Genomic DNA, 23,017 nt, shown 5'->3' on the forward strand with positions numbered 1-23,017 from the left:
ACAGTCACTGTATCTGTTGACTGATCCACTGTAATCGGGGGCAAGCCCCCTCCCACATTTTTCAGCAGTGTGCTTTAGTTTTTCACCACTTCTTCAAGGGTGAAGCGGCCTAACGGGTTCTGCAGGAAGTTGCTCACATTCTTACGTGAGATGTTGATGTACGGGCTGTAGTACAAGTCGATCCAGTTCACATCCTGTTTCGCCAGTTTCTGCAATTCCACATACATCTGCTCACGCTTGACCGGGTCGGCCTCGATCCGTGCCTGGGCCACCAGGTCCTTGACCTTGTCGTTCCTGTAGCGGGTCATGTAGTTCTGGTTGGTGTCGTGGCCCAGCACGAAGGTGGTCTTCTGGTCCGGGTCGAGGATGTCGTTGGTCCAGTACATCACCGAAATATCGTACTCACCGTCCACCAGCATCTGCCAGCTCTGGGTCGGATCGACCTTTTGCAGGTTGGCGGTTACGCCGACCTTGGCTAGCTGGTCCTTGATGATCACCGCAATCTGCTCGTCGGCTTCGTTGCCGGCGTTGACCACGTAGTTGAGCTTCAAGTCCTTCGCACCGGCCTGCTCCAGCAGCTTCCTGGCGGCGGTGGGGTCATACGGGCGCTGCAGGTTGTTGGCGTAGTGGTACAGCGAGCCCTTTGGAATGTAGGAATAGGCCACAGTGCCCTGACCGTAGGTGGCGGTCTTCACCAGCGATTGTTTGTCGATGGCCATGTCCAGCGCCTGGCGCACTTCCGGCTTGGCCAGCAACCCGTGGGCGTGGTTGATCAGCAGGTGATCTTCACGTGTGGACGGGTCGGCGTGGATCACCACGTTCTTGTCTTTCTTCAGCTCTTCAACCCGCGAGAACGGTACGAAGATCGCCGTGTCCAGCTCATTGTTCTGCACCATGCGCATGCGCGTGTTGTCGTCGGTAACGGAGACCCACTCCACGCCATCCAGGCTCACGTTCCTGGCCTGCCAGAAGTTCGGGTTCTTCTTCAGGATCACCCGATCGCCCTTGCGCCACTCGTCTACGGTAAACGCGCCGGACGTCACCGGGTTTTCCGAGTAGGCGTCTTCGCCCATCTTGGTCATGGCTTTTTCCGACAGGATCGACACCGTCGGCGACGCCAGTTGCGAGAGGAAGGCGACAGCCGGGGTTTTCAGCGTGACCACCAGGGTTTTCGGGTCCGATGCCTTGGCCGTGTTGATCAAGTTGAACGGATCAGCCCACAGCGAAGCCTTGTTGTCGCGGATACGCAGCAGGCTGAACGCCGCATCGTCGGCGGTAATGGCCGAGCCATCGGAGAACTTCGCGTCACGCAGTTTGAAGGTGTAAGTCAGGCCGTCCTTGGAGATATCCCAGCTTTCAGCCAGGCCCGGCTCCATCTTGGTGCCCAGGTTGTCCACGCGTACCAGGGTGTCGTAGACGTTGGCGAAGACCCAGGTGTCGCGGTTTTGCGCGCTTTTGATCGGGTCGAACGTGGTGCTGTCTTCACGGCAGCCGATGGTCAGGACACCGGCGGCCTGGGCGAAACCGGCGGTCAGCGACCAGGCGGTCAGTGTGGCGGCGGCGAGCAACTTCAAGTGGCGCGATTGCATGTCATAACTCCTTGTTCATGAATGGCAGGGATGGGTCAAAGCAAAGGTTCTTCAAGCACGCAACTGTACCGATGCTCGTGCAGGAAATGGGTCGGCGGCAACACCACGGAACACAGGGTGCGGGCATGCCGGCAACGCGGGTGAAAGGCGCAGCCTGTGGGCAGATTCAGTGGGCTCGGTGGTTCACCCGGCAAGGGTTCTGTCGGCAATGGCCGATGCGGATCGATCTCGGGAATCGCCTGGATCAACGCCGCCGTGTACGGATGACGTGGCGCCGTGAAGACCGCCTCCACCGGTCCTTCCTCGACGATCTTGCCCAGGTACATCACCGCCACGCGGTCACACAGTCGGCGCACGATGGCCAGGTCATGGGCGATAAACAGGATCGCCAGGTTCATGCGCTGTTGCAGTTCCAGCAGCAGGTTGATGATCTGGCCCTGGATCGACACATCCAGCGCCGCCACGCACTCGTCGGCGATGATCAGGCGTGGCTCAACCGCCAGCGCCCGGGCAATGCCGACGCGCTGGCACTGGCCACCGCTGAGGGCGGCGGGTTTGCGACTGGCGAGTTCGGGGCGCAGGCCGACCAGGTCGAGCAGTTCATTCACACGAGCTGCAACCTGCTCTGGCGCGACTTTGCGCTGCACGCGCAGCACCTCGGCAATGGTTTCGCCGATGGTGTGGCGCGGGTTCAACGCAGCGTACGGGTCCTGGAAGATCATTGCGGTTTCATGCCGCAGACGAGTGATGTCGATGGCGCTGCCATGGGCCATGTCGATGCCGTCAAACAACACCTGGCCGGCGCTGATCGGGTTGAGGTGCAGGATGGCGCGGCCCAGGGTACTTTTGCCGCTGCCCGACTCACCCACCAGCCCCAGGGTTTCACCCGCCGCCAGGTTCAGCGACACGCCGTTCACCGCCCTCACCCACTGCTTGTTCAACCCGAACACGCCGGTGCCGGACGCGGCAAACTTCACCTCAAGGTCCTTGATCTGCAACAGGCTCATGGCTGCGCTCCCAACGGGTAATGACAGGCGACCCGAGCACCGTCCGGCAACACCTCGGTGCACAACGCGCCAACCTGCGGGCAACGCGGGTTGAACCGGCAACCGGCGGGTAATGCATCCAGCAACGGCGGTTGCCCGGGGATCGTGCGCAGCAAGGCGTGACCGCTGCTGTGGGCGGGCTGGCAATCGATCAGGCCGGCGGTGTAGGGATGCTGCGGTCGAGCCAGCAAGTCGTATTTGCTGCCGTGCTCGCACAGCCGCCCGGCGTACATCACGGCGATGGAATCACAGGTTTGCGCCACCACGCCGAGATCATGGGTAATCATGATGATCGACAGACCGCGCTGGTCGCGCAATTCCAGCAACAACCGCAGGATCTGCGCCTGTACCGTCACATCCAGCGCCGTGGTCGGCTCGTCGGCGATCAGCACTTTAGGGTTGCAGCCCAGCGCCACGGCGATCATCGCGCGCTGGCGCATGCCGCCGGAAAACTCGTGGGGGTAGTTGTCGACCCGCGCCTGGGGATCGGGGATGCCAACCTGGCGCAACACGTCGATGGCCTGCAATCGCGCGTCTTTTTTCGACGCGCCTTGATGCAGGCGGATGCCCTCGGCAATCTGCTCGCCGATACGCATCAGCGGATCAAGGTGGCTGCTGGGGTTCTGGAAAATCATGCCCAGTTGGCCGCCACGCACGGCGCGCATGCCAGCGTCATCCAATGCCAACAGGTCCTGGCCGGCCAGCCGCACCGAGCCGCCTTGCACGCGCAGGCTGGGCGATGGCAGCAGGCGCATCAGGCCACGGCAGGCCATGGTCTTGCCCGAGCCGCTTTCCCCTACCAGGCCGAGGATTTCGCCTTCGGCCAGATCGAACGACACTCGCTCGACCAGGGTTACATCGCGCCCCGCATTGTTGGCGATGACACTGAGGTCGCGCACTTGCAGCAGGCTCATGAGCGGTCCCCCAATACTTGCGCCACGCCATCGGCCAGCAGGCTGAAGCCCATGGCCAGGGTCACGATGGCCAGCCCCGGAAAGGTGCAGATCCACCAGGCCGTGGTGATAAAGGCCTGCCCCTCGGCCACCATGGTGCCCCACTCGGCGGTCGGCGGTTGCACGCCCAGGCCCAGGTAGCTCACGGCGGCGCCATTGAGCAGCACCAGCACCGCGTCAGACATGGAAAACACAATCGAGCCGAACATCGCATTGGGCAGCAGATGCCGGAACAGAATGCGCCCGTGGCCAAAGCCCAGGCTCTTGGCGGCCAGGGCAAACTCGCTTTCCTTGAGCACCAGGATCTGCGAGCGGATCAGCCGCGCATACGACACCCAGCCCACCAGCGCCATGGCGATGTAGAAACTCTTCAAGCCCGGCCCGAGGATGGCCATGATCGCGAGCATCAGCACCAGGAAGGGAAACGCCAGGATCACGTCGATCACGCGCATGCAAACGCTGTCGAAGCGCCCGCCGATATAGCCCGAGACCGCACCGATGAAGGTGCCGATCATGAAAGGGAAGATCACCCCGACAATGGCCAGTTGCAGGTCGATGCGCGCGCCCCAGATCACCCTCGAAAGGATGTCTCTTCCGTAGTTATCAGTGCCAAACGGATGCATAAGGCTTGGAGCGAGCAAACTGAAATCAGGGTTCTGCGCAATCGGGTCATACGGTGCAATCCACGGCGCAAACAGCGCAAGCGCCAGCCACACCAGCAGGATCAACAGGCCCCACGCTGCCGTCAGCCGACCATTGCGCAAACCGAAACGCAGGCGCAAGCGCCACGGGGCAATCAACGGGCGGCTGCTCATTGCATCTTCACCCGTGGATCGAGGGCCACCGTCACCACGTCAGCGATGAAGTTGACCACCACCGTCGCACAGGCCAGCACCATGGCCACGCCCTGCACCACCATGTAATCGCGGGTGAAAATGCCGCGCACCAGCAATTGGCCGATACCGGGAATGGCGAACAGGCTTTCGATCACCACCGTGCCGCTGATCAGCCAGCCGATGTTCACCGCCAGCAGGTTGACCGCCGGCACCAGGGAATTTGGCAACACATGCCGACGAAAAACGGCGGTTTCCGACAGCCCACGGGCGCGGGCCGCGGTCACGTGATCGGCCTGCAACTCCATCAGCATGCTCGCCCGCAGGTTGCGCACCAGCACCGCCGATAACGCCAGGGCAATCGTCAGGCACGGCAGCACCATGTGATGCGCCTTGTCCAGCCAGGTGCGGCCGTAGCCGGACACCGGAAACAAGCCCCACTGCACACTCAGCAACAGGATCAGCATCAAGCCCAGCCAGAACGCCGGCATGCCCAGGCCAACCGTGGTGAACACGCGGATCAGGTTGTCCGCCCAGCCGCCCTTGTTGCGTGCGGCCCAGGTCGCCAGCGGCACCGCGATCAGCAGCGCCAGCACCACGCTGCCTATTACCAGCACCAGGGTGGGCTCGATGCGCGTGACAATCAGCTTGAGGGCGTCGACCTTGTACAGCAGCGATTGGCCGAGGTCGCCCTTGAGCAGGTTTTTCAGGAAGTAGAAGTATTGCTGCCACAACGGCTGGTCGAGGCCGTACTGGGCGCGGATCTTCAGCAAGGCATCCGGCGTGCTGCGCGAGCCCAGCAAGGCGCGCGCCGGGTCGCCAGGGATCGAGCGCACCAGCACAAAGGTGATCAGGCTGATGCCAAACAGCACCGGCAGCAACTGCAGCGGCCGGGACAGCACAAAACGGTAGCGCGCCAGGTTCATCCGTCAGCCTCGGTGACGCGAGAGGAAGTCCAGCAGCACCGGGAAATATGCCTGGGGCTCTTCATAAAACGGCATATGGCTGCTGTTGGGGAACACATGCAATTCGGCGTGCCGGGCCGCCATTTTCATGCGCATGGCGCAGGCCGGGGTGAGTTCGTCGTGCTGGCCGGTGGTGATCAGGATCGGCATCTTGAACGCGCCCATCTCGGGGAGGCGGTTCCAGTCCTTGAGGTTGCCGATGTAGAGAAATTCGTTGGGACCCTGCATGGTTTCGTAAGGGCCCATGTTCCAGTCGTCGAGAGAGCGTCTGACCGGTGCAGGCCACTCGTCCAGCCGGCACACGTGGCGATAGTTGAGCAAGGTAATCGCGGCCTGGTACTGCGGGTGGTCGAGGGTACCCATGGCTTCGTGACGTTGCATCATCGCCACGGTTTCGCTGCCGAGGGCGCCGCGCAGGCGCTCCAGTTCCTGGGACAGGTGCGGAATGTCGCCCACGGTGTTTTCGAGAATCAGGCTTTTCAGCGCGTCGGGGTAATGGATCGCGTATTCGATGCCGAGCCAGCCGCCCCAGGAATGCCCGAGCAAATGCACGCGGCCCAGGCCCAAGGCCTGGCGCACGGTTTCGACTTCTTCGACATAACGGCGGATTTCCCACAGCGAAACATCGGTGGGTCTGGCTGATGCGCCCGTGCCAAGCTGGTCGAATGCAACCACTCGCAGGTTATGCTCCTTGAGCCAGCCATGGGCGTCGCGCAAGTAGTCACACGGCAGGCCCGGCCCGCCGTTGAGGCACAGCAGCACCTCATCGCCTTCGCCGAAGCTGTAGACCACGAGGTTATGGCCATCGACTTGCACGTTGTACTGCTGGTCGGGGGCAATTTCACGCCACATGCATACATTCCTTGTGTTGTATCGGCCTGGCAGGTAGCGGCCGTTGATCGGCCAACACTACCGAGGATGCCGCGCGTCCATAACCTAGTATTTCTTATAGGTTTGGCCTGGCAGTCCTTCGCCGGGGCGTGGCATTCTACTTGCCGCAAGTCGAGATTCAAATGAAATCGGGAGCAGAACGGATGCTGGCCAAGCTGACTGCCTTAAATCACCGTCTGATGCCGGGCAGGAGCCTGGACGAGCAGATGGACAACACCTTTATCCTTGCCCAACAGTTGGGCTTCGACGCCTTGGTGTACGACTACACCCCGGTGCCGATCGACCAGGATGGCGCATTGATCACCCCCTCGGTGCTGCAACTGCGCAACACCCCGGCCGACTGGCATGCCTTGTGGTGCAGCGAAGGGTTCTACCAGATCGATCCGGTGCAACACCTGGCTCTGAGCCGGGTGTCGCCGTTCGTGTGGTCCTACGACGTCAAGGCCGACACCCCCCTGCAAAAGATCATCGATCCCTGCCACGCGCCGGTTTCATCCTACCTGCATGACCAGCAATTGACCTGCGGCGTCAGCGTGCCGATCCACCTGCCCCGTGGCGGCTTCGCCTCGCTGACCGGCCTGCGCACCGGCAACGCCCGCAGCGTGTTGAAGGATGCGCAGCAGACCTTGTCGGACTTCAGCCTGATTTCCCATGCCTTGCAGGAAGCGGCCTACCCACTGTTCAGCAAAGAGCTGCGCACTTACCCGCATATCCACCTGACCAAACGCGAACGTGAGTGCCTCAAATGGGCCGCCGAAGGCCTGACTGCGGCCGAAATTGCCACGCAATTGAGCCGTTCGCTGGCGGTGGTCACCCTGCACCTGGCTTCGGCCATGCACAAGCTGGGGGCCAAGAACCGCGTGCAGGCGGTAGTGCGCGCCACCCATTACCGGTTGCTGGAAGACTGACTCCCCGGCAAAACCTAGCTGTTTTGCTAGTTACCTAAATTTCTGCCACGCATTATCGTGTCCCTGATCCTTTTTTCAGAGCAGGGTACGAAATGGAATTCATCGAAAAAATCCGCGAAGGGTATGCGGCGTTTGGCGCCTACCAAACCTGGTACCGCGTCACCGGTGACTTGTCGAGCGGTCGCACGCCCCTGGTGGTTATCCACGGCGGCCCCGGATGCACCCATGATTATGTTGACGCGTTCAAGGACGTCGCCGCCAGCGGTCACGCGGTGATCCACTACGACCAGTTGGGCAACGGCCGCTCCACCCATCTGCCCGACAAAGACCCGTCCTTCTGGACGGTGGGCCTGTTCCTCGAAGAACTCGACAACCTGCTGGACCACCTGCAGATCAGCGATAACTACGCGATCCTCGGCCAGTCCTGGGGCGGCATGCTCGGCAGTGAACACGCGATCCTGCAACCCAAGGGCCTGCGCGCGTTCATCCCGGCCAACTCGCCGACCTGCATGCGCACCTGGGTCAGCGAAGCCAACCGCCTGCGCAAATTGTTGCCTGAAGGCGTGCATGAAACCCTGCTCAAGCACGAAGCCGTCGGCAACTACCAGGATCCGGAATACCTCGCCGCGTCGCGGGTGTTCTATGACCATCACGTATGCCGGGTCATCCCTTGGCCCGAGGAAGTGGCGCGCACCTTCGCCGCGGTCGATGCAGACCCGACGGTGTACCACGCCATGAGCGGCCCGACCGAATTCCATGTGATCGGCAGCTTGAAAGACTGGAAGTCCACTGGCCGCCTGTCGGCGATCAACGTACCGACGCTGGTGATCTCAGGTCGCCACGACGAGGCCACGCCGCTGGTGGTCAAGCCGTTCCTGGACGAAATTGCGGATGTGCGCTGGGCGCTGTTTGAAGACTCCAGCCACATGCCCCATGTGGAAGAACGCCAGGCGTGCATGGGGACTGTGGTGAAGTTTCTGGATGAGGTGTGTTCAGCACAATACAAAGTGCTCAAGGCCGGCTGAATGCTCAAGCTGGATGCATTCCAATTGTGGGAGGGGGCTTGCCCCCGATAGCGGTGTGTCAGGCGCCAATCACTCAGTTGATACACCGTCATCGGGGGCAAGCCCCCTCCCACATTCAGGCCTCGCTAGCCTCGGGTTTGGTGACCTTCCTAGGCACTTCCGCCACCAACGGGATCTCCCTGCCCTCGGCATCAAACAACTTGCCGCCCTTGAAGTAATCCCCATCACGCAGTTCCGACACATCGCGAAAGCACAGGCTGCGTTCGGTCCCCGCCACGAAAACCGACTGCTGGTCCGAATTGCCGGCGGTGAAATGGTTGAACGCCAGGTTCAGCAGGATCGCCATGATTGCCGACGAGCTGATCCCCGAGTGGAAAATGGTCGCGAACCAGCTCGGGAAGTGGTCGTAGAAGCTCGGTGCCGCAATCGGGATCATGCCAAAACCGATGGACGTGGCCACGATGATCAGGTTCATGTTGTTGCGGTAATCCACCTTGGACAAGGTGCGGATACCACTGGCCGCCACGGTGCCGAACAGCACAATCCCGGCCCCGCCCAGCACTGAAGTGGGCACCGCCGCGATGACCCGGCCCATGAAGGGCAACAAGCCGAGGATCACCAGGAACAGCCCGCCCGTGGCCACCACGAAGCGGCTCTTGACCCCGGTCACCGCCACCAGCCCGACGTTCTGGGCGAAGGCGCTCTGGGTGAACGAACCGAAGATCGGCGCGAACATACTCGACAGCATATCGGCACGCAGGCCGTTGCCCAGACGCTTGGAATCGACTTTGGTGTCGATGATTTCACCCACCGCCAGAATATCCGCCGAGGTCTCGACCAGGGTCACCATCACCACGATGCACATGGAAATGATCGCGGCCACATGGAAGGTGGGCATGCCGAAATGGAAGGGTGTGGGGAAACCGAACATCGGCCCCTGGGTCACGCCGGAGAAGTCGGCCATGCCAAGGAACACCGCAATCACGGTGCCGATCACCATCGCCAGCAGGATCGACAAGCGCGAGATGGTCGCGCTGCCTATCTTGCTCAGCAGCAACACCAGCACCAGGGTCAACGCCGCCAGGCCGATATTGGACATGCTGCCGAAATCGGCGGCGCGGCTGTTGCCGCCCATGGCCCAGCGCGCGGCAACGGGCATCAGGGTCAGGCCGATGGTGGTGATCACAATGCCCGTTACCAACGGCGGGAAAAACTTGGTGATCCGCGAGAACACCGGGGTTATCAATAATCCGATAAACGACGCGGCCATTACCGCGCCAAGAATCGCCGGCACACCACCGGCGCCATCACTGCCGACAATCGCCACCATGGTTGCCACACCGGCGAACGACACGCCCTGCACCAGCGGCAACTGACAACCAAAAAACGGCAGGCCCAGGGTCTGCAACAGCGTGGCCAGGCCACCGGCGAACAACGACGCGGCGATCAGCAGGCCGATATCCGCCGGCGACAAACCCGCCGCCTGGCCGACGATCAACGGTACCGCGACGATGCCGCCGTACATGGTGAGCACATGTTGCAGGCCGTAAGCCATGTTGGCGGCGACGCCGAGATTCTCATCTTCTGGCCGCTGCGGTGACGCCTTCGGGATAGTCATGGTGAGGGGTTCTCTGTTTTTGTTGTGCGGCCACTGTATGCAATGTTTGGACTGGATGTCCATAGAGTTGTATACAATCAATCGAACAAGTTACCCTCCGTCGGCGTTACAAAAACAATCCGGCCGTGATGAGCCAGAACGCCAAAGGACCCATAACAATGAAAAAGGCACTACAGGGCGCAACCGTCGCACTCACCCTCCTCGGCGGCGGGGAGGCCGTCGCGGTGGAATGGATGAACAACAGCGTAGGGTTTCGCTACGGCCAGCAGTTCACCAACCCGAACAACCCCGACGAATTCAGCAAGCGCATCTACAGTTTTACCCACGCCAGCGGCTACCGGTACGGCAGCAATTTCCTCAACCTCGATGTGTTCCTGTCCGACAGCCGCGACCCGCGCAAGGGTACGGATCATGGCGGGAGCGAGGTGTATGCGGTGTACCGTCATCAGTTGTATGCATCGCGGGTGTTCGATGTGCCGCTGGGCACTGGCCTGGTCAAGGATTACGCGCTGACGTTGGGGTTCGATGCCAACCGCAACAACAACTTCGCCTCAGCCAGGAAGCGCGCCCTGGTGATCGGCCCGACCTTGAAGTTCAACACCGTCGGCGTGCTGGACCTGAGCCTGCTGTACTACAAGGAAAAGAACCACACCGGCATCCCCGGCGCGCAGGAGTCGAACCACACGTTCGACGATACCTACATGCTCAACCTGACGTGGATGCGCCCGTTCGAGATTGCCAATCATGCGGCGAAATTCCAGGGTTTCATGAATTATGTCGGAGAAAAAGGCGAGGACTATCACGGTCGCGACACCGCGCCGGAAGCCCTGGTGCGCACCGCGCTGATGGTGGCGGTGCGACCGGGCAAAAGCGTCAAGCCGAACCTGTACCTGGGGGTGGGTTACGAGTATTGGCATAACAAATTCGGCGTGGATGGCGGCCGGGGTAGCCGCACATCGACGCCGACAGTGAACCTGGAAGTGACGTTCTAGGCGGCTGCCAGCTCCGAATCCTTGGCCTTGGGCCGCGCCAGCCAGTACCCCAGCACGGCCAACGGCGCGGTCGCCAGCATCACAATCACGGTAATCAGCAGTGGCTGGTCAATCATTGACGACACCAGCAGGCTGCTGAGAAAGCACAGGCCCAATTGCAGCGTATTTTGCAGCGCCGCCGCCTTGCCGGAGTTTTGCGCAAACGGCATCAGCGCGTTCGCCACGACGATGGGGTAACTGGCACCGTTGCACAGCGCCATCAGGCAGAACGGAATCAGCAAGGTGGTAAGGCTCGGCACGGTCAAGGTCGCGACCAGGTACAACGCCACCATGCTGATGCAATACGCCAGCAGCAGCCACGGCAACAGCGTCTTGCCCTGGAAGTGTTGCAAGGCGCTGCGACAGCTGTAGCCACCGACCAGGAACGCCAAGGTCGGCAGCACGTAGCTCAGGCCGATGTCATTCGGACTGTAGCCCATGCCGCCCAGGATGAAGGGCGACGCCGTCAGCCAGGCGAAGAAACTGGCCGAGCACGCGGCAAAAATCATGACATTGCCGGTAAACACGCGAGACGTCAGTAACTGTCCATAACCCAGGCGCGAAGGTTCGCCCTTCGCGGCCTGACGTTTCTGCGCAGTACGCAGGAACAACGTCGGCAACAACAGCAACAACGACACACCCAACAATACGCCGAAGATCGCCTGCCAGCCGAAGTGACTCAGCACCATCGCGCCCAACAGCGGCGCTAAAGCCGGTGACAACGACATCAGCGGCATGATGCTGGCAAACACGCGATGGGCCTTGTCGGCCGGGTAGCGGTCGATCACCAGGGCTTGCCAACTGACGGCGGCGGCGCATACGCCAATGGCTTGGATAAAACGCAATGCCAGCAACTGAGGCGCCGTTTCGACCCAGAACATGCCCGCACAACCGAGCACAAACAGGCTCAGCCCGGCGAGCAGGATCGGCTTGCGCCCCAGGCGGTCCGACAACGGCCCCCATAACAACTGCCCGACCGCAAAGCCGGCGAGGAAGATGCTCAAGCTGGCGCCTACTGCACCGGCGCCAATCTGCAAGTGCTCGCCCATGGCGCCGAACGCCGGTAAATACATGTCCATGGCGAGGTAACCGAGCATGCTCAGCCCCGCCAGATACCCAGTGAAACCAAAAGAATTTTTCATTGAAGCCTTGTTGATCCTGCCATCAAACTATTTGCTGACTGCCGCCCATTATGAAGCTGACAGTTTTGCTGTGAAGCGATAATAATTGGATACTCTTATCAATAAATTTGAAGGCAACCGCCATGTGGTCCGAATATTCGCTGGACGTTGTCGATGCAGTCGCGCGTCATGGCAGCTTCAGCGCAGCTGCCCAGGAACTGCACCGGGTGCCGTCGGCCATCAGCTATACGGTGCGTCAGATCGAGGAATGGCTGGCAGTGCCGTTGTTTGTGCGGCGCCACCGGGACGTCGAGCTGACGCCGGCCGGCCGGCTGTTTATCGACGAAGCCCGTGGCGTGATGAAAAAAATGCTCGGCACCCGACGCCTTTGCCAGCAAGTGGCCAACGGCTGGAGTGGCCAGTTGAAGGTGGCGGTGGATTCCATCGTCAAACCCCAGCGCTGCCGACAGTTGGTCATTGATTTCTACCGGCAGTTTCCCGAGGTCGAGCTGTTGCTGGAATACGAGGTGTACAACGGCGTGTGGGATGCCCTGGCGGATGAGCGCACCGACATTGTGATCGGCGCCACCAGCGCGGTGCCGGTGGCCAGCCGCTTCACCTTTCGCGACATGGGGTTGTTGAATTGGCTGTGTGTGGTCAGTGCGCGCCACCCGTTGGCCCGCGTCGAAGGCTTGCTGAGTGACGATCAACTGAGGCCCTTCGCTTCGTTGTGCATGACCGATACATCGCGCAACCTGCCCAAACGCGACACCTGGACCCTGGATAACCAGCGTCGGCTGGTGGTGCCGAACTGGTCATCGGCCCTCGATTGCTTGCGTGACGGCCTGTGCGTCGGCATGGCGCCGGCGCATCAGGTGCTGCCGTGGATCGAGCGCGGGGAATTAGTGGCGCTGCAATTGAGCCGGCCGTTTCCTGCCAGCCCGTCGTGTGTGGCCTGGGCACAGGACAGGCTGTCCCCGGCCATGGCCTGGCTGCTGGAGTATCTGGGCGATACCGAAACCCTGAACCAGGAATGGCTCAACGGGCCTGATCCAGTAGCCGGGTAATGGCCCGCACGATCATCTCGACCTCCTTGGCAGCCAGGGTCAGCGGCGGCAGCAGCCGAATGACCTTGCCCCGCGTCACGTTGATCAGCAGGCCGTGTTCCTGGGCCGCGCGCTGGGCCAGGTCACGATAAGGGCTCGCCAGTTCGATCCCGATCATCAACCCCTGCCCACGAATCGCAAGAACGTGCGGGTGCTCACCCAGTTCCACCCGCAACCGCGCCAGCAAGCGCTCGCCCTGTAGCGCCGCGTTCTGCAGCAAACCCTGTTCTTCGATGATGTCCAGCACGGTGCACCCCACGCGACACGCCAACGGGTTGCCGCCGAAGGTGCTGCCATGGCTGCCCGGCGTAAACAACTGGGCCACACCGGCCCGCGCCAGGCAGGCGCCGATGGGTACGCCGTTGCCGAGGCCCTTGGCCAGGGTCATCACGTCCGGGACGATGCCTTCATGCTGGAAGGCAAACCAGGCGCCGGTGCGCCCAATGCCGGTCTGGATTTCATCGAGCATCATCAACCAGCCATGGCGGGTGCAGTGATCACGCAGGGCTTTCAGGTAGCCCGGTGGTGCCGGCAGTACGCCGCTTTCACCCTGGATCGGTTCCAGCAGGACCGCTGCGATCCGCGCGCCAAACGTCTGGGTGATTGCCTCAAGCGCAGCCAGATCGCCAAAGCCTACCTTGAGAAAGTCCCCCGGCAAGCGCTGGAAACCCAGGCGTACCGACGGCCCGTCACTGGCAGCCATGGTGCCGAGCGTACGGCCGTGAAAACCATTTTCCATCACCACCACCAACGGTTCTTCAATGCCTTTTTTCCAGCCATGCAGCCGCGCCAGTTTCAGCGCTGTTTCGTTGGCCTCGGCACCGGAGTTGTTGAAGAAGGCCCGGTCGAGGCCAGACAGTTGAGTCAGGCGCTGGGCCAGCCGTTGCTGCCAGTCGATGCTGTAGAGGTTGGAGGTATGCAACAACAAGCCAGCCTGCTCGCTGATGGCCGTCACCAACCTGGGGTGCGAATGGCCGACATTGGTCACCGCCACACCGGCCACCGCATCCAGGTATTCACGGCCCTGCTGGTCCCACAGGCGCGTGCCCAGGCCGCGGGTAAAACTCAGCGCCAGGGGTTGGTAAGTGGTCATCAAGCAGTCGGCGGTCATGGTGCGGCTCCAGTGCATCGTTGTGATGGCTTCAGTATCGTTAGCCACCTGAGCTGGATAAACTGCACATTCCTGCAATGACTTTAAACCAGGGCTTGATAATGGATCTGTTCCAGGCAATGTCGGTGTACGTGAAGGTGGTCGAGACTGGCAGCATGACCGCCGCAGCCCAAGCCTGCGGGATGTCGACCACCATGGTCGGCAACCACTTGCGCGCGCTGGAACAACGCCTTGGCGTCAGCCTGCTCAAGCGCACCACGCGCAAACAGAGCCTCACGGAATTCGGCGGGCAGTATTACCAGCGCTGCCTGGAAGTATTGGGGCTGGTGGCCGACTCCGAGCAACTGGCCGAACAAGCCCATAGCGATGTCCCCAAGGGCACCCTGCGCATCACCGCGCCCCCCGTATTCGGCACCGAACGCCTTACACCGGCCTTGAGCGAATTTTCCCGGCGCTACCCGCTGATCAACCTGTACGTGGTGTTGAGCAATGAGCGGATGGACTTGGTCGACAGCGGCTTCGACGTGGCGATACGTCTTGGCGAACTGGAAACATCGAGCCTGATCGCACGGCCCATGCAGGACTACACCCTCACCCTCTGCGCGTCACCTGCTTACCTGGCGCGACGCGGCACGCCTTCGACACCCGAGGACCTCAGGCAGCATGACTGCCTGGCGTTCGCCTACCCGGCAAATGACAATTGGCGCGACACCGAAAAACTCTGGCGCATGACCGACGATAGCGGCGAGGTGGAAGTGCCGGTGTCCGGCTCATTGACCATCAACAGCTCGCAAGGGTTGCGCCAGGCAGCCGTCAACGGCATGGGCATCATCATGCTGGCCGATGCCCTGGTACAACCGGACCTGGAGAGCGGCAAACTGGTGGCCTTGTTGACCACCTATCGACTGCCCAGCCGCCCCATGCATCTGCTCTACGGCCAGGACCGTTATCGCCTGCCCAAGCTGCGCGCCTTCGTGGATTTCGCCATGGAAAAGTGGGCGCGCTAGAAGCCCACGCCCAACTCACGCAACTGCGCCGCCGTGCGCGCGGCAGACACATGGTGAGTCCGCTGCCAGCCCAGAGCGATGGCCGCTTCGATATTGCCGGCAACGTCATCGATAAACACCACTTCAGAGGGCTGGATATCCGGCAACTGGGCCCGTACCTGGCTGAGGCGGGCGTGGTAGATCAGGCTGCGGGTGCCTTCGGCCAGGGAGCGACCGGCGTCCTGCTCGGTGTTCCAGGCCTGGGTGCAGATGTGGTCGAGAAACCATTGTCGCTCGTGATCATCGGCAATCCGCTTGCGGTACAGGTGCTGCGGGCTCCAATCAAACAGGACACCGCCGAATCAAAGACCACTGCACGAATTGTCATACGCACCTCCCAATTAATGTGCTGCATCTGTCTCACACCGGTGACCTGCGTCGGCAAGTAAGCAGGCGTAGGACCGCTCCGATAATTTTCCGGCTCACGCACAACAGATATCGCTGCAACTCCCATGCATTCAGGCCTGAACCTTCCGTTGCAGATCGGCTTCATACAGCCTGTAGTACTTCTCCCCCCCCCCCGCGCACAAAATGTCTCTAGTGTCGCTCTGTGTAATCGAGGGAATGCGCTGTTCCGAAAGGAATCATCCAACATGCCGATATAACATGACTTGGAGCAACTCAATGAGCGACATCATCTCCCCTGTCATTTCACCTTCCGCGCTAAGCCTGCACACACTGCTGGGCGCTCAAGCCACTCAGTCGAGCGGCACCGTCCACGCGGCGAACAGCTCGGTCATCGACGCATTTGAACGCGTCAAGGAGCAGACGGGAATAGTACCGAGCCACCTTGTTCCCCTGCAGAACATCGCAGCGGCCACCAATTCCATCATTGGCGTACGCCCTGTAGAAACCGTGGCTACCGGGTTGATAGCGGCCGGTCATCCCACCAAGGACTTTCATATCAAAGGAAAAAGTGCCAACTGGGGACCGCAAGCTGGCCTGATCTGTACAAACCAGGCGTTCAGCAAGCTTGAAAAATTCAAGGAGGACGCCCCAGCAAAAGTGACCAGCGCCAATGAGCAAATCCAGGCATGCATTCGCGACGGGCACGCCGTTGCGGTCCCCTTGGAAATCTCGGGCGAGCGTATCGGCGAACTGATAAAACTCGGGCACATTGCCCAGTTGGCAACAAGGCCCCACGAAGAAGCACTGCGTTTCAGTGCCCAAGGGCCCAGTCAACAGCAGTATGCATTTGAAGGTAGACGCACATCTGCGTCAGAAGACAGCTACCTCATCACCCATAAGGGAGTACCGGTTGAAGTTCTGGCGAAACACGTCGGTGGCAAGGCGCTGACCGCCGATTATGACCTGCACATGGTGGCGCCTCACATCAGCGATTTTGGCCCCCAGGATACAATCCCGGTGCCCGATGTAGCGCACAGTGTTTTCACACAACGGATCGACAGCTACAGGCATCGACACCCAGTCGATGGCTGTTTTCAGTTGCCCGAAGCGCTGCGTGCAGACTATGAAAGCGCCGCCCGTTTCTATCAAAAGGAAGACCCCGACTTGGGTAACGCCACGCCACGGATAAAGCAGATGATAGCGTTGATCAATCATCAATTGGTCGGTAACGGAGAGCGGGTGGTACACCACAATGCGGACTCCGGCAGCCCGGCGACGGACGTCGAGGCCAACTACCCGGCAACTTTCTTTCTGCCAGTCAGACTGGGACGGTTCGATGAAATCTGCATGATCAACGACAGCCGAGACATGGCGGAGCTGGTCAAAACAGCCAAGGACAGCGGCTATCACGCTCCGGTGAATCCGCTTTGGGAAAAAGAAATAGTGAGCATCAGGCGTTCTGACTTCGTCAAAGCCCAAAGGCGGTTCAACCAAGGCTGAACACGCCGGGGCGCCAACAAAACAGCAGCCTCATAATAGGGTTATGGAGACTGCTGTCGGCCCAGATCGTTACGCCGAGATCAGACCGTTAATCTTCACGGTAGGATTCACGTCAGCCTCGTAGTCCACGCCGTCGATTTCAAAGCCGAACAAACGCAGAAACTCAGCCTTATAGCCGGCGAAATCGCTGATCTCGTTGACGTTTTCGTCGGTGACCTGGTTCCACAGGGCCGCCACGGCGTCCTGGACTTTCGGTTCCAGTTCGGCCAGGTCGGCACGCAGGCGGCCGTCGGCGTCGAGCTTCGGCTCCTTGCCGTACAGGCTGTCCTTGAACAGGCCATAGACCTGCTCGATGCAACCTTCGTGGGTGCCCTGTTCTTTCATCACTTTGAACAGCAGCGACAGGTACAGCGGCATGATCGGGATAGCGGAGCTGGCCTGGGTGACCACGGCCTTGAGCACCGACACGCGGGCGTCGCCCTTGAGCGCGGCGAGGTTGTCGCGCAGGGTCAGGACTTTCTTGTCGAGGTCTTTCTTGGCTTCGCCGATGGAGCCGTTCCAGTAGATGTCCTGGGTCAGCTTCTCGCCAAGGTAGGTGAACGCAGTGGTCTTGGCGCCTTCGGCCAGGACGTCGGCGTCACGCAGGGCGTCGATCCACAGCTGCCAGTCTTCGCCACCCATGACTTTGACGGTGCCGTCGATTTCTTCCCGGGTCGCTGGCTCCAGGGTGGTGTCGACCACAACGCCTTTGTCGGTGTTGATGCCACGCAGGGTCACGGCCTTGCCGATCGGCTTAAGGGTGGAGTTGTGCACCACGCCTTGCGGGTCGGTACGGCGAGGCGCGGCCAGGCTGTAGACGACCAGGTCGATTTTGCCGAGGTCTTTCTTGATGGTTTCGATGGTCAGGCGCTTGATCTCGTCGGAAAACGCGTCGCCGTTGATGCTCTTGGCGTACAGGCCTTTTTCGACGGCAAACTTCTCGAACGCGGCGCTGTTGTACCAGCCGGCGGAGCTCAACTTGCCTTCTTCGCCTTCTTTCTCAAAAAACACGCCCAGGGTGTCGGCGCCACAACCAAACGCGGCACTGATGCGCGCGGCCAGGCCGTAGCCGGTGGAAGCACCGAGGACCAGCACCTTTTTCGGGCCGCCTTCGATGACGCCGTGTTGGGTCACGTAGTCGATCTGTTCCTTGACGTTCGCTTCACAGCCAACAGGGTGAGCGGTCACACAGATGAAGCCACGAACCCGCGGTTTGATGATCATAAAATTTCTGCCTCTTCCAAGGTGCCGAAGGCCAGTGGTGGCCATTCAACTTCAATCGTACCGGTCTATGACGTCCAAAAAACCGAAGCGTCACGATAGTCGCAAATCTTCTGTTTACAAAATCCACTCCACACAGCGCTGCCGGGGTTAAAAACTGTGTAAAGCCTTCACAATTTCGCAATATTTAAAACGCCTGGCGGCCGGAGAAAGCCCTATCATAAGGACATTGTTTCATAATGTTTCATACCTCCGCATCTCGCGATGTCCAGAGGACTGGAACTCGTGCACCTTCCCCGCTGGAGTTGAGCTTCATGAGTGCGAGTGTCAACCGCAAGAAAATAGTCTCGACCGCCTGGATCTTCGGCGTGCTGCTGGTTATTTATTGCTTCCCGGTCACCACCCTGGTGTTCCTGGGCCTGGTGCTGGTGTGTGGCGTCTACGACTTTTTGCGCAATGGGTTGTACGACCGCACGACGATCAAGAAATACTTTATCGGCAGTGGCCGCAACACCTGGCTGCTGGCCCCGTTCAACACCCTGTTCGACCTGTTGAGTTCGCCTAACCGCCACGTCTACAAGATGGCCGACCTGCCACCCGCCTGGCGTGAAGACCTGCAACAGGTGATCAACGATGCCATGGCCCACAAGGACGAAATCATCGGCTACCTGGATGAGCGCATGGCCGAAAAGAAACGCGGCATGTTGTTCTTCCAGTGGTATGGCCAGCCCATCGAGACCACCCTGGACATTCCGAAACTGCGCGAAAAACTGCCGTTCGTGAAGACCATCGGCGTGTCAGTGTTCAACGAAAACCGCTCGACCTCCTTCCACTTCGGCCCGCTGCGCATGATGTTCCGCGTGCTGTACAACATGGCCCCGGCACCGCATCACGAGGGCGTCTACATCCAGGTGGGCCAGCACAAACACTACTGGCATGACGACCCGCTGTTTATTTTCGATGACACGCTGATGCACGCGTCTTTCAACAAAAACGATGCCAAGCGTTACTGCCTGTTTATCGATATCGTGCGGCCGACCCCGGTGCCCCGGGTGCTCAACGCCGTGATCGCTGGGTTCGCCGGGATGGCCTTTACCCTGCGTCGGGTTTTCTACAAAAACTGGAAGCTGATTCAGTGAGTTCTGCGGCATGATGGTGCTGGACGGTATTTGCGCTGGGCCTTGCGCCTGAGGTAAATAACCGTCTCGTGCGACCGAATTCGGCGCCCATCATTCTCAAGCCATCGCGGCCCCTTGCGGGTGCGGTGGCTGCGCTTTCAAGGAATCAGAATGCCCCAACGTCAAGTCATCAATGCCTCCGTCAGCCCCAAGGGCAGCCTCGAAACCCTGTCTCAACGTGAAGTCCAGCAACTGAGCGAAGCCGGTACCGGCAGCATCTACACCCTGTTCCGCCAATGCGCCCTGGCGATCCTCAACACCGGCGCGCACATCGACAACGCCAAGACCATCCTCGACGCCTACAAAGATTTTGAAGTGCGCATCCACCAACAGGACCGCGGCGTGCGCCTTGAACTGCTGAACGCTCCGGCAGACGCCTTCGTCGATGGCGAAATGATCGCCAGCACCCGCGAGATGCTGTTCAGCGCCCTGCGCGATATCGTCTACACCGAGAACGAGTTGGACAGCCAGCGCATCGACCTGAGCAACTCCCAGGGCATCACCGACTACGTGTTCCACCTGCTGCGCAACGCCCGTACGCTGCGCCCGGGTGTCGAACCGAAGATCGTGGTGTGCTGGGGCGGGCACTCGATCAATACCGAAGAATACAAATACACCAAGAAAGTCGGCCATGAACTGGGGCTGCGCAGCCTTGACGTGTGCACCGGTTGCGGCCCTGGCGTGATGAAAGGTCCGATGAAAGGCGCGACCATTTCCCACGCCAAGCAGCGGATTACCGGCGGGCGCTACTTGGGCCTGACCGAACCGGGCATCATCGCTGCCGAAGCGCCGAACCCGATCGTCAATGAGCTGGTGATCCTGCCGGACATCGAAAAACGCCTGGAAGCCTTCGTGCGTGTAGGCCATGGCATCATCATCTTCCCTGGCGGCGCCGGCACGGCCGAAGAGTTCCTGTACCTGCTGGGCATCCTGATGCACCCGGACAACCGCGACCTGCCGTTCCCGGTCATCCTCACCGGGCCGAAACACGCCGCGCCGTACCTGCAGCAGTTGCACGCATTCGTCGGCGCCACCCTGGGCGAAGCGGCGCAGGCACACTACCAGATCATCATCGACGACCCCGCCGAAGTGGCGCGCCAGATGACCGCTGGCCTCAAGGCGGTGAAGCAGTTCCGTCGCGAGCGCAACGACGCCTTCCACTTCAACTGGCTGCTGAAGATCGACGAAGGCTTCCAGCGCCCGTTCGACCCCACCCACGAAAACATGGCCAGCCTGCAATTGAGCCACGCCCTGCCGCCCCACGAACTCGCCGCCAACCTGCGCCGCGCGTTCTCGGGGATCGTGGCGGGTAACGTGAAGGACAAGGGCATCCGCCTGATCGAGCAGAACGGCCCGTATGAGATCCACGGCGACCCGGCCATCATGAAACCGCTGGATGAGTTGCTACAGGCCTTCGTCGCCCAGCACCGCATGAAGTTGCCGGGCGGCGCGGCGTATGTGCCCTGCTACCGCGTGGTGCAATAAGCTAGCGCTGTACCGCCACACATTTGATTTCCACCAGCAGGCCGGGGTGCGCCAGTTCGGACACCCCGATTGTGGTCCAGGCGCAATGCCCACGTGGAAACAGGCGGTTTTTCACTTCACGGAAAACCGCCATGTGCTGGCTCATATCGACGTGATAAGTGGTCATGTCCACCACATCGTCGAAGGTGCAACCGGCCTCTTCCAGCACCTGCCGCAGATTCTCCCAGGCCGCGACGAATTGCGCCTCGGGGTCCTCGATCACCGCCAATGCAGCCGTACGCCCGACCTGACCGGCGCAGTACAACGTCTTGCCCACCTTGACCGCGGGCACGTAGCCGGCGCGCTCGACGATTGAGTGCATGGAGGGAGGGATGATGAGCTGGCGGTCGGTCATGGCTTGTATCTCTTTAAGCCCGGCAGGCGGGCACAGTTGGGACTAGTGTTTTACCTGTTCCGACTAACCCACACCAGATGAGCACCCTATGGACCAACGGATATTGTCCTCTGTCATTCCTTACCCTAAGGTAAGGAATATCACGATGGAGATCTTCAACATGGCTATCGCTACACTCACCTCAAAAGGTCAAATCACCATTCCTGTCCAGGTCAGGACTGCCCTCGGCCTGGAAACAGGGGATCGGGTTGAATTCGTAGAAATGGAAGATGGGCAGTTTTCCATCATTGCCGCGAGCAAAACGGTGCATGACCTCAAAGGGTTGATCCGCAGCTCCGCCAGGGCCGTCTCCATCGAAGAGATGAACCAGGCCATCGCAGCGCAGGGGGCAAAAGCCGGATGATCGGGCTGGATACCAATGTGCTGGTGCGCTACATCACCCAGGATGATCCCGTTCAATCCGCCAAGGCATCCGATCTGATCGAATCATTGACCACTGCCTCGCCGGGCTTTATCAGCCTGGTTTCCATTGTGGAGTTGGTGTGGGTACTGCAAAGCTGCTACCAGTCGGCCAAAAGTGATGTGGTGATGGTACTGGAGACCCTGCTGCGCACCCGCGAATTGACCGTAGAGCATGCCGAGATCATCTGGCAGGCGCTGCGCAAGTTTGTGGCGAACAAGGCTGACTTTGCAGACTGCCTGATCGAGCGCTGCGCCCATGCCGCTGGTTGCGAGTACACGGCAACCTTCGACCTCAATGCGATCAAGACCACAGGCATGAAGCGACTGGCCTGAACCGCAGCATTGCGGCAGCGGGCGGGCTTTGATACAAACCGTTTTTTACCTTGATCGAGAGAAAGACCGACGTGCGCACGTTTCTACTCGCAGCCCTGGCTATGGCTCCCACTCTCGCCCTGGCCGATGCCATCACCTGGCCCGATCTGCCAAAAACCTGCTTCGTCAGCGGCCGCTCCGCCACCAGTGCGGATGTCGACAGCGGTTGCGCCGCCTTCCTGATCAATGTGAAAGGCCAGGCGGCGGGGACGCCGATCAAGCTGGATATTCCCCAATACGCGATGCATATCGACGAAACCACCGGCAAGGAAACCCCGGTGATCCTCATCCAGGCGGAGGAAAACGGCGAGGTCAAGGCCGTGGGCTATCGGGAACTGGGCACCGACCAACTCGGTGCCGCATTGTTGCGAGAGGTTCGGCTGCTGGGTACCCACAAGCCGATCTAACGCTACTGGCCAATGAAACCTGGGCTCAGCGAACCCAGCCACCACCCTGCCAGTGATACCCGTCATTACGCTGCACCCAATGCGGATGCACGTAGCGATAGCCTTCGCGTACCGGCTCCCAGTGACCATGTACAGCCACATATCGCCCGCCGTCCCAGCGCCAATAACCACGCGACCATATATAGCCGTAGCGTACGGGTGGCTCGACTTCGATCACCTGCACCGGCGGCGGTTGCGGCGCGATGACTTCCACATACTCATGTTGCACCGGCCTGCGCTCATGCACGACGCGCTCTTGAACACACCCGGATGCCGCGACGACCATGGCCGCCAATGCCCCATAACGTAGCCACATAGAAAAACCCTCG

General features: G+C 60.6%; 23 protein-coding genes and 1 pseudogene. 11 read left to right on the forward strand and 13 right to left on the reverse strand.

All coding sequences use genetic code 11. The features are described from left to right. Positions 1–74 precede the first annotated feature (74 nt). From BM026_RS03810 to BM026_RS03835, 6 genes are read right to left on the reverse strand one after another with little or no spacing between them, the layout of a single operon-like run. Positions 75–1,589 (reverse strand): ABC transporter substrate-binding protein, encoded by a 1,515-nt coding sequence (locus tag BM026_RS03810; RefSeq protein WP_092247541.1) that lies wholly within the window; start codon positions 1,587–1,589, stop codon positions 75–77. A gap of 35 nt (positions 1,590–1,624) precedes the next feature. Further along, positions 1,625–2,596: an ABC transporter ATP-binding protein gene (locus BM026_RS03815; RefSeq protein ID WP_071489057.1), complete on the reverse strand. Its 972-nt coding sequence runs from the start codon at positions 2,594–2,596 to the stop codon at positions 1,625–1,627. Next, positions 2,593–3,549 (reverse strand): ABC transporter ATP-binding protein, encoded by a 957-nt coding sequence (locus tag BM026_RS03820; RefSeq protein WP_093527400.1) that lies wholly within the window; start codon positions 3,547–3,549, stop codon positions 2,593–2,595. Before BM026_RS03820 ends, BM026_RS03815 begins: the two co-directional genes overlap by 4 nt. Further along, entirely contained in the window at positions 3,546–4,403 is an 858-nt protein-coding gene (locus tag BM026_RS03825; RefSeq protein ID WP_092247535.1) for an ABC transporter permease, read from the reverse strand. Before BM026_RS03825 ends, BM026_RS03820 begins: the two co-directional genes overlap by 4 nt. Further along, the gene (locus BM026_RS03830) at positions 4,400–5,347 is read right to left on the reverse strand and encodes an ABC transporter permease (RefSeq protein WP_093126469.1); all 948 of its coding nucleotides are present in this window, start codon (positions 5,345–5,347) and stop codon (positions 4,400–4,402) included. Before BM026_RS03830 ends, BM026_RS03825 begins: the two co-directional genes overlap by 4 nt. Positions 5,348–5,350: 3 nt before the next feature. Continuing rightward, positions 5,351–6,238 (reverse strand): proline iminopeptidase-family hydrolase, encoded by an 888-nt coding sequence (locus BM026_RS03835; RefSeq protein WP_093527402.1) that lies wholly within the window; start codon positions 6,236–6,238, stop codon positions 5,351–5,353. A 182-nt stretch (positions 6,239–6,420) separates the two neighbouring features. Here BM026_RS03835 and BM026_RS03840 point away from each other — a divergent pair, with 182 nt between their 5' ends. Continuing rightward, positions 6,421–7,185, forward strand: a complete 765-nt coding sequence (locus BM026_RS03840; protein ID WP_071489052.1) for a LuxR family transcriptional regulator — start codon at positions 6,421–6,423, stop codon at positions 7,183–7,185. Between the two features lie 92 nt (positions 7,186–7,277). Further along, positions 7,278–8,210, forward strand: coding sequence for a proline iminopeptidase-family hydrolase (locus BM026_RS03845; RefSeq protein WP_092247523.1), 933 nt, complete (start codon positions 7,278–7,280; stop codon positions 8,208–8,210). 115 nt (positions 8,211–8,325) lie between these two features. Here the strand turns inward: BM026_RS03845 and BM026_RS03850 are convergent, their stop codons facing one another. Next, a complete protein-coding gene (locus BM026_RS03850) occupies positions 8,326–9,828 on the reverse strand; it encodes a nucleobase:cation symporter-2 family protein (protein WP_092247648.1) in 1,503 nt (500 codons plus the stop codon). 158 nt (positions 9,829–9,986) lie between these two features. Between BM026_RS03850 and BM026_RS03855 the strand changes: the two genes are divergently transcribed. Continuing rightward, entirely contained in the window at positions 9,987–10,820 is an 834-nt protein-coding gene (locus BM026_RS03855) for a nucleoside-binding protein (protein ID WP_092247520.1), read from the forward strand. On the opposite strand, the gene punC is transcribed toward BM026_RS03855, so the two are convergent. Further along, positions 10,817–12,001: a purine nucleoside transporter PunC gene (gene punC / locus BM026_RS03860; protein WP_071489049.1), complete on the reverse strand. Its 1,185-nt coding sequence runs from the start codon at positions 11,999–12,001 to the stop codon at positions 10,817–10,819. The genes BM026_RS03855 and punC overlap by 4 nt on opposite strands. Before the next feature lie 122 nt (positions 12,002–12,123). On the opposite strand from punC, the gene punR reads away from it, so the two are divergent. Then, on the forward strand, positions 12,124–13,047 hold the full coding sequence (punR, locus tag BM026_RS03865; protein ID WP_093511874.1) for a DNA-binding transcriptional activator PunR: 924 nt from the start codon (positions 12,124–12,126) through the stop codon (positions 13,045–13,047). Here the strand turns inward: punR and BM026_RS03870 are convergent. Next, positions 13,019–14,197 carry an aspartate aminotransferase family protein gene (locus tag BM026_RS03870; RefSeq protein WP_093527404.1) on the reverse strand — a complete coding sequence of 393 codons (1,179 nt, stop codon included), beginning with the start codon at positions 14,195–14,197 and terminating at the stop codon, positions 13,019–13,021. The two genes, punR and BM026_RS03870, sit on opposite strands and share 29 nt — an antisense overlap. A gap of 101 nt (positions 14,198–14,298) precedes the next feature. Here BM026_RS03870 and BM026_RS03875 point away from each other — a divergent pair, with 101 nt between their 5' ends. Next, entirely contained in the window at positions 14,299–15,204 is a 906-nt protein-coding gene (locus BM026_RS03875) for a LysR family transcriptional regulator (RefSeq protein WP_071489046.1), read from the forward strand. Here BM026_RS03875 and BM026_RS29290 read toward each other — a convergent pair. After that, positions 15,201–15,571, reverse strand: a pseudogene (locus tag BM026_RS29290) (hypothetical protein). The gene BM026_RS03875 and the pseudogene BM026_RS29290 sit on opposite strands and share 4 nt — an antisense overlap. Before the next feature lie 296 nt (positions 15,572–15,867). Between BM026_RS29290 and BM026_RS03885 the strand changes: the two are divergent. Next, entirely contained in the window at positions 15,868–17,091 is a 1,224-nt protein-coding gene (locus BM026_RS03885) for an anthrax toxin-like adenylyl cyclase domain-containing protein (protein WP_093527406.1), read from the forward strand. A gap of 69 nt (positions 17,092–17,160) precedes the next feature. Here BM026_RS03885 and fabV read toward each other — a convergent pair whose 3' ends face one another. Beyond that, entirely contained in the window at positions 17,161–18,354 is a 1,194-nt protein-coding gene (gene fabV, locus BM026_RS03890; RefSeq protein ID WP_092247508.1) for an enoyl-ACP reductase FabV, read from the reverse strand. A 311-nt stretch (positions 18,355–18,665) separates the two neighbouring features. On the opposite strand from fabV, the gene BM026_RS03895 reads away from it, so the two are divergent. Beyond that, on the forward strand, positions 18,666–19,490 hold the full coding sequence (locus tag BM026_RS03895; RefSeq protein ID WP_093527408.1) for an aspartyl/asparaginyl beta-hydroxylase domain-containing protein: 825 nt from the start codon (positions 18,666–18,668) through the stop codon (positions 19,488–19,490). A gap of 150 nt (positions 19,491–19,640) precedes the next feature. After that, positions 19,641–21,014: a nucleotide 5'-monophosphate nucleosidase PpnN gene (gene ppnN, locus BM026_RS03900; protein WP_025856956.1), complete on the forward strand. Its 1,374-nt coding sequence runs from the start codon at positions 19,641–19,643 to the stop codon at positions 21,012–21,014. Between the two features lies 1 nt (position 21,015). Here ppnN and BM026_RS03905 read toward each other — a convergent pair whose 3' ends face one another. Beyond that, positions 21,016–21,408: a RidA family protein gene (locus tag BM026_RS03905; RefSeq protein WP_093126445.1), complete on the reverse strand. Its 393-nt coding sequence runs from the start codon at positions 21,406–21,408 to the stop codon at positions 21,016–21,018. A 145-nt stretch (positions 21,409–21,553) separates the two neighbouring features. Here BM026_RS03905 and BM026_RS03910 point away from each other — a divergent pair, with 145 nt between their 5' ends. The 3 genes from BM026_RS03910 to BM026_RS03920 all read left to right on the forward strand — a co-directional run bounded on the left by BM026_RS03910 (position 21,554) and on the right by BM026_RS03920 (position 22,649). Beyond that, positions 21,554–21,811, forward strand: coding sequence for an AbrB/MazE/SpoVT family DNA-binding domain-containing protein (locus BM026_RS03910; protein ID WP_093126441.1), 258 nt, complete (start codon positions 21,554–21,556; stop codon positions 21,809–21,811). After that, the gene (locus tag BM026_RS03915; protein ID WP_092247496.1) at positions 21,808–22,203 is read left to right on the forward strand and encodes a PIN domain-containing protein; all 396 of its coding nucleotides are present in this window, start codon (positions 21,808–21,810) and stop codon (positions 22,201–22,203) included. Before BM026_RS03910 ends, BM026_RS03915 begins: the two co-directional genes overlap by 4 nt. Before the next feature lie 101 nt (positions 22,204–22,304). Continuing rightward, positions 22,305–22,649, forward strand: a complete 345-nt coding sequence (locus BM026_RS03920; protein WP_071489039.1) for a hypothetical protein — start codon at positions 22,305–22,307, stop codon at positions 22,647–22,649. A 25-nt stretch (positions 22,650–22,674) separates the two neighbouring features. Here the strand turns inward: BM026_RS03920 and BM026_RS03925 are convergent, their stop codons facing one another. Continuing rightward, complete coding sequence (locus tag BM026_RS03925; protein WP_071489038.1) at positions 22,675–23,004, reverse strand: YXWGXW repeat-containing protein; 330 nt, start codon at positions 23,002–23,004, stop codon at positions 22,675–22,677. Between the last annotated feature and the right edge of the window lie 13 nt (positions 23,005–23,017).

Origin of the sequence: Pseudomonas sp. NFPP24 (genome assembly GCF_900112095.1) — a bacterium.
GTDB classification, from domain to species: domain Bacteria; phylum Pseudomonadota; class Gammaproteobacteria; order Pseudomonadales; family Pseudomonadaceae; genus Aquipseudomonas; species Aquipseudomonas extremorientalis.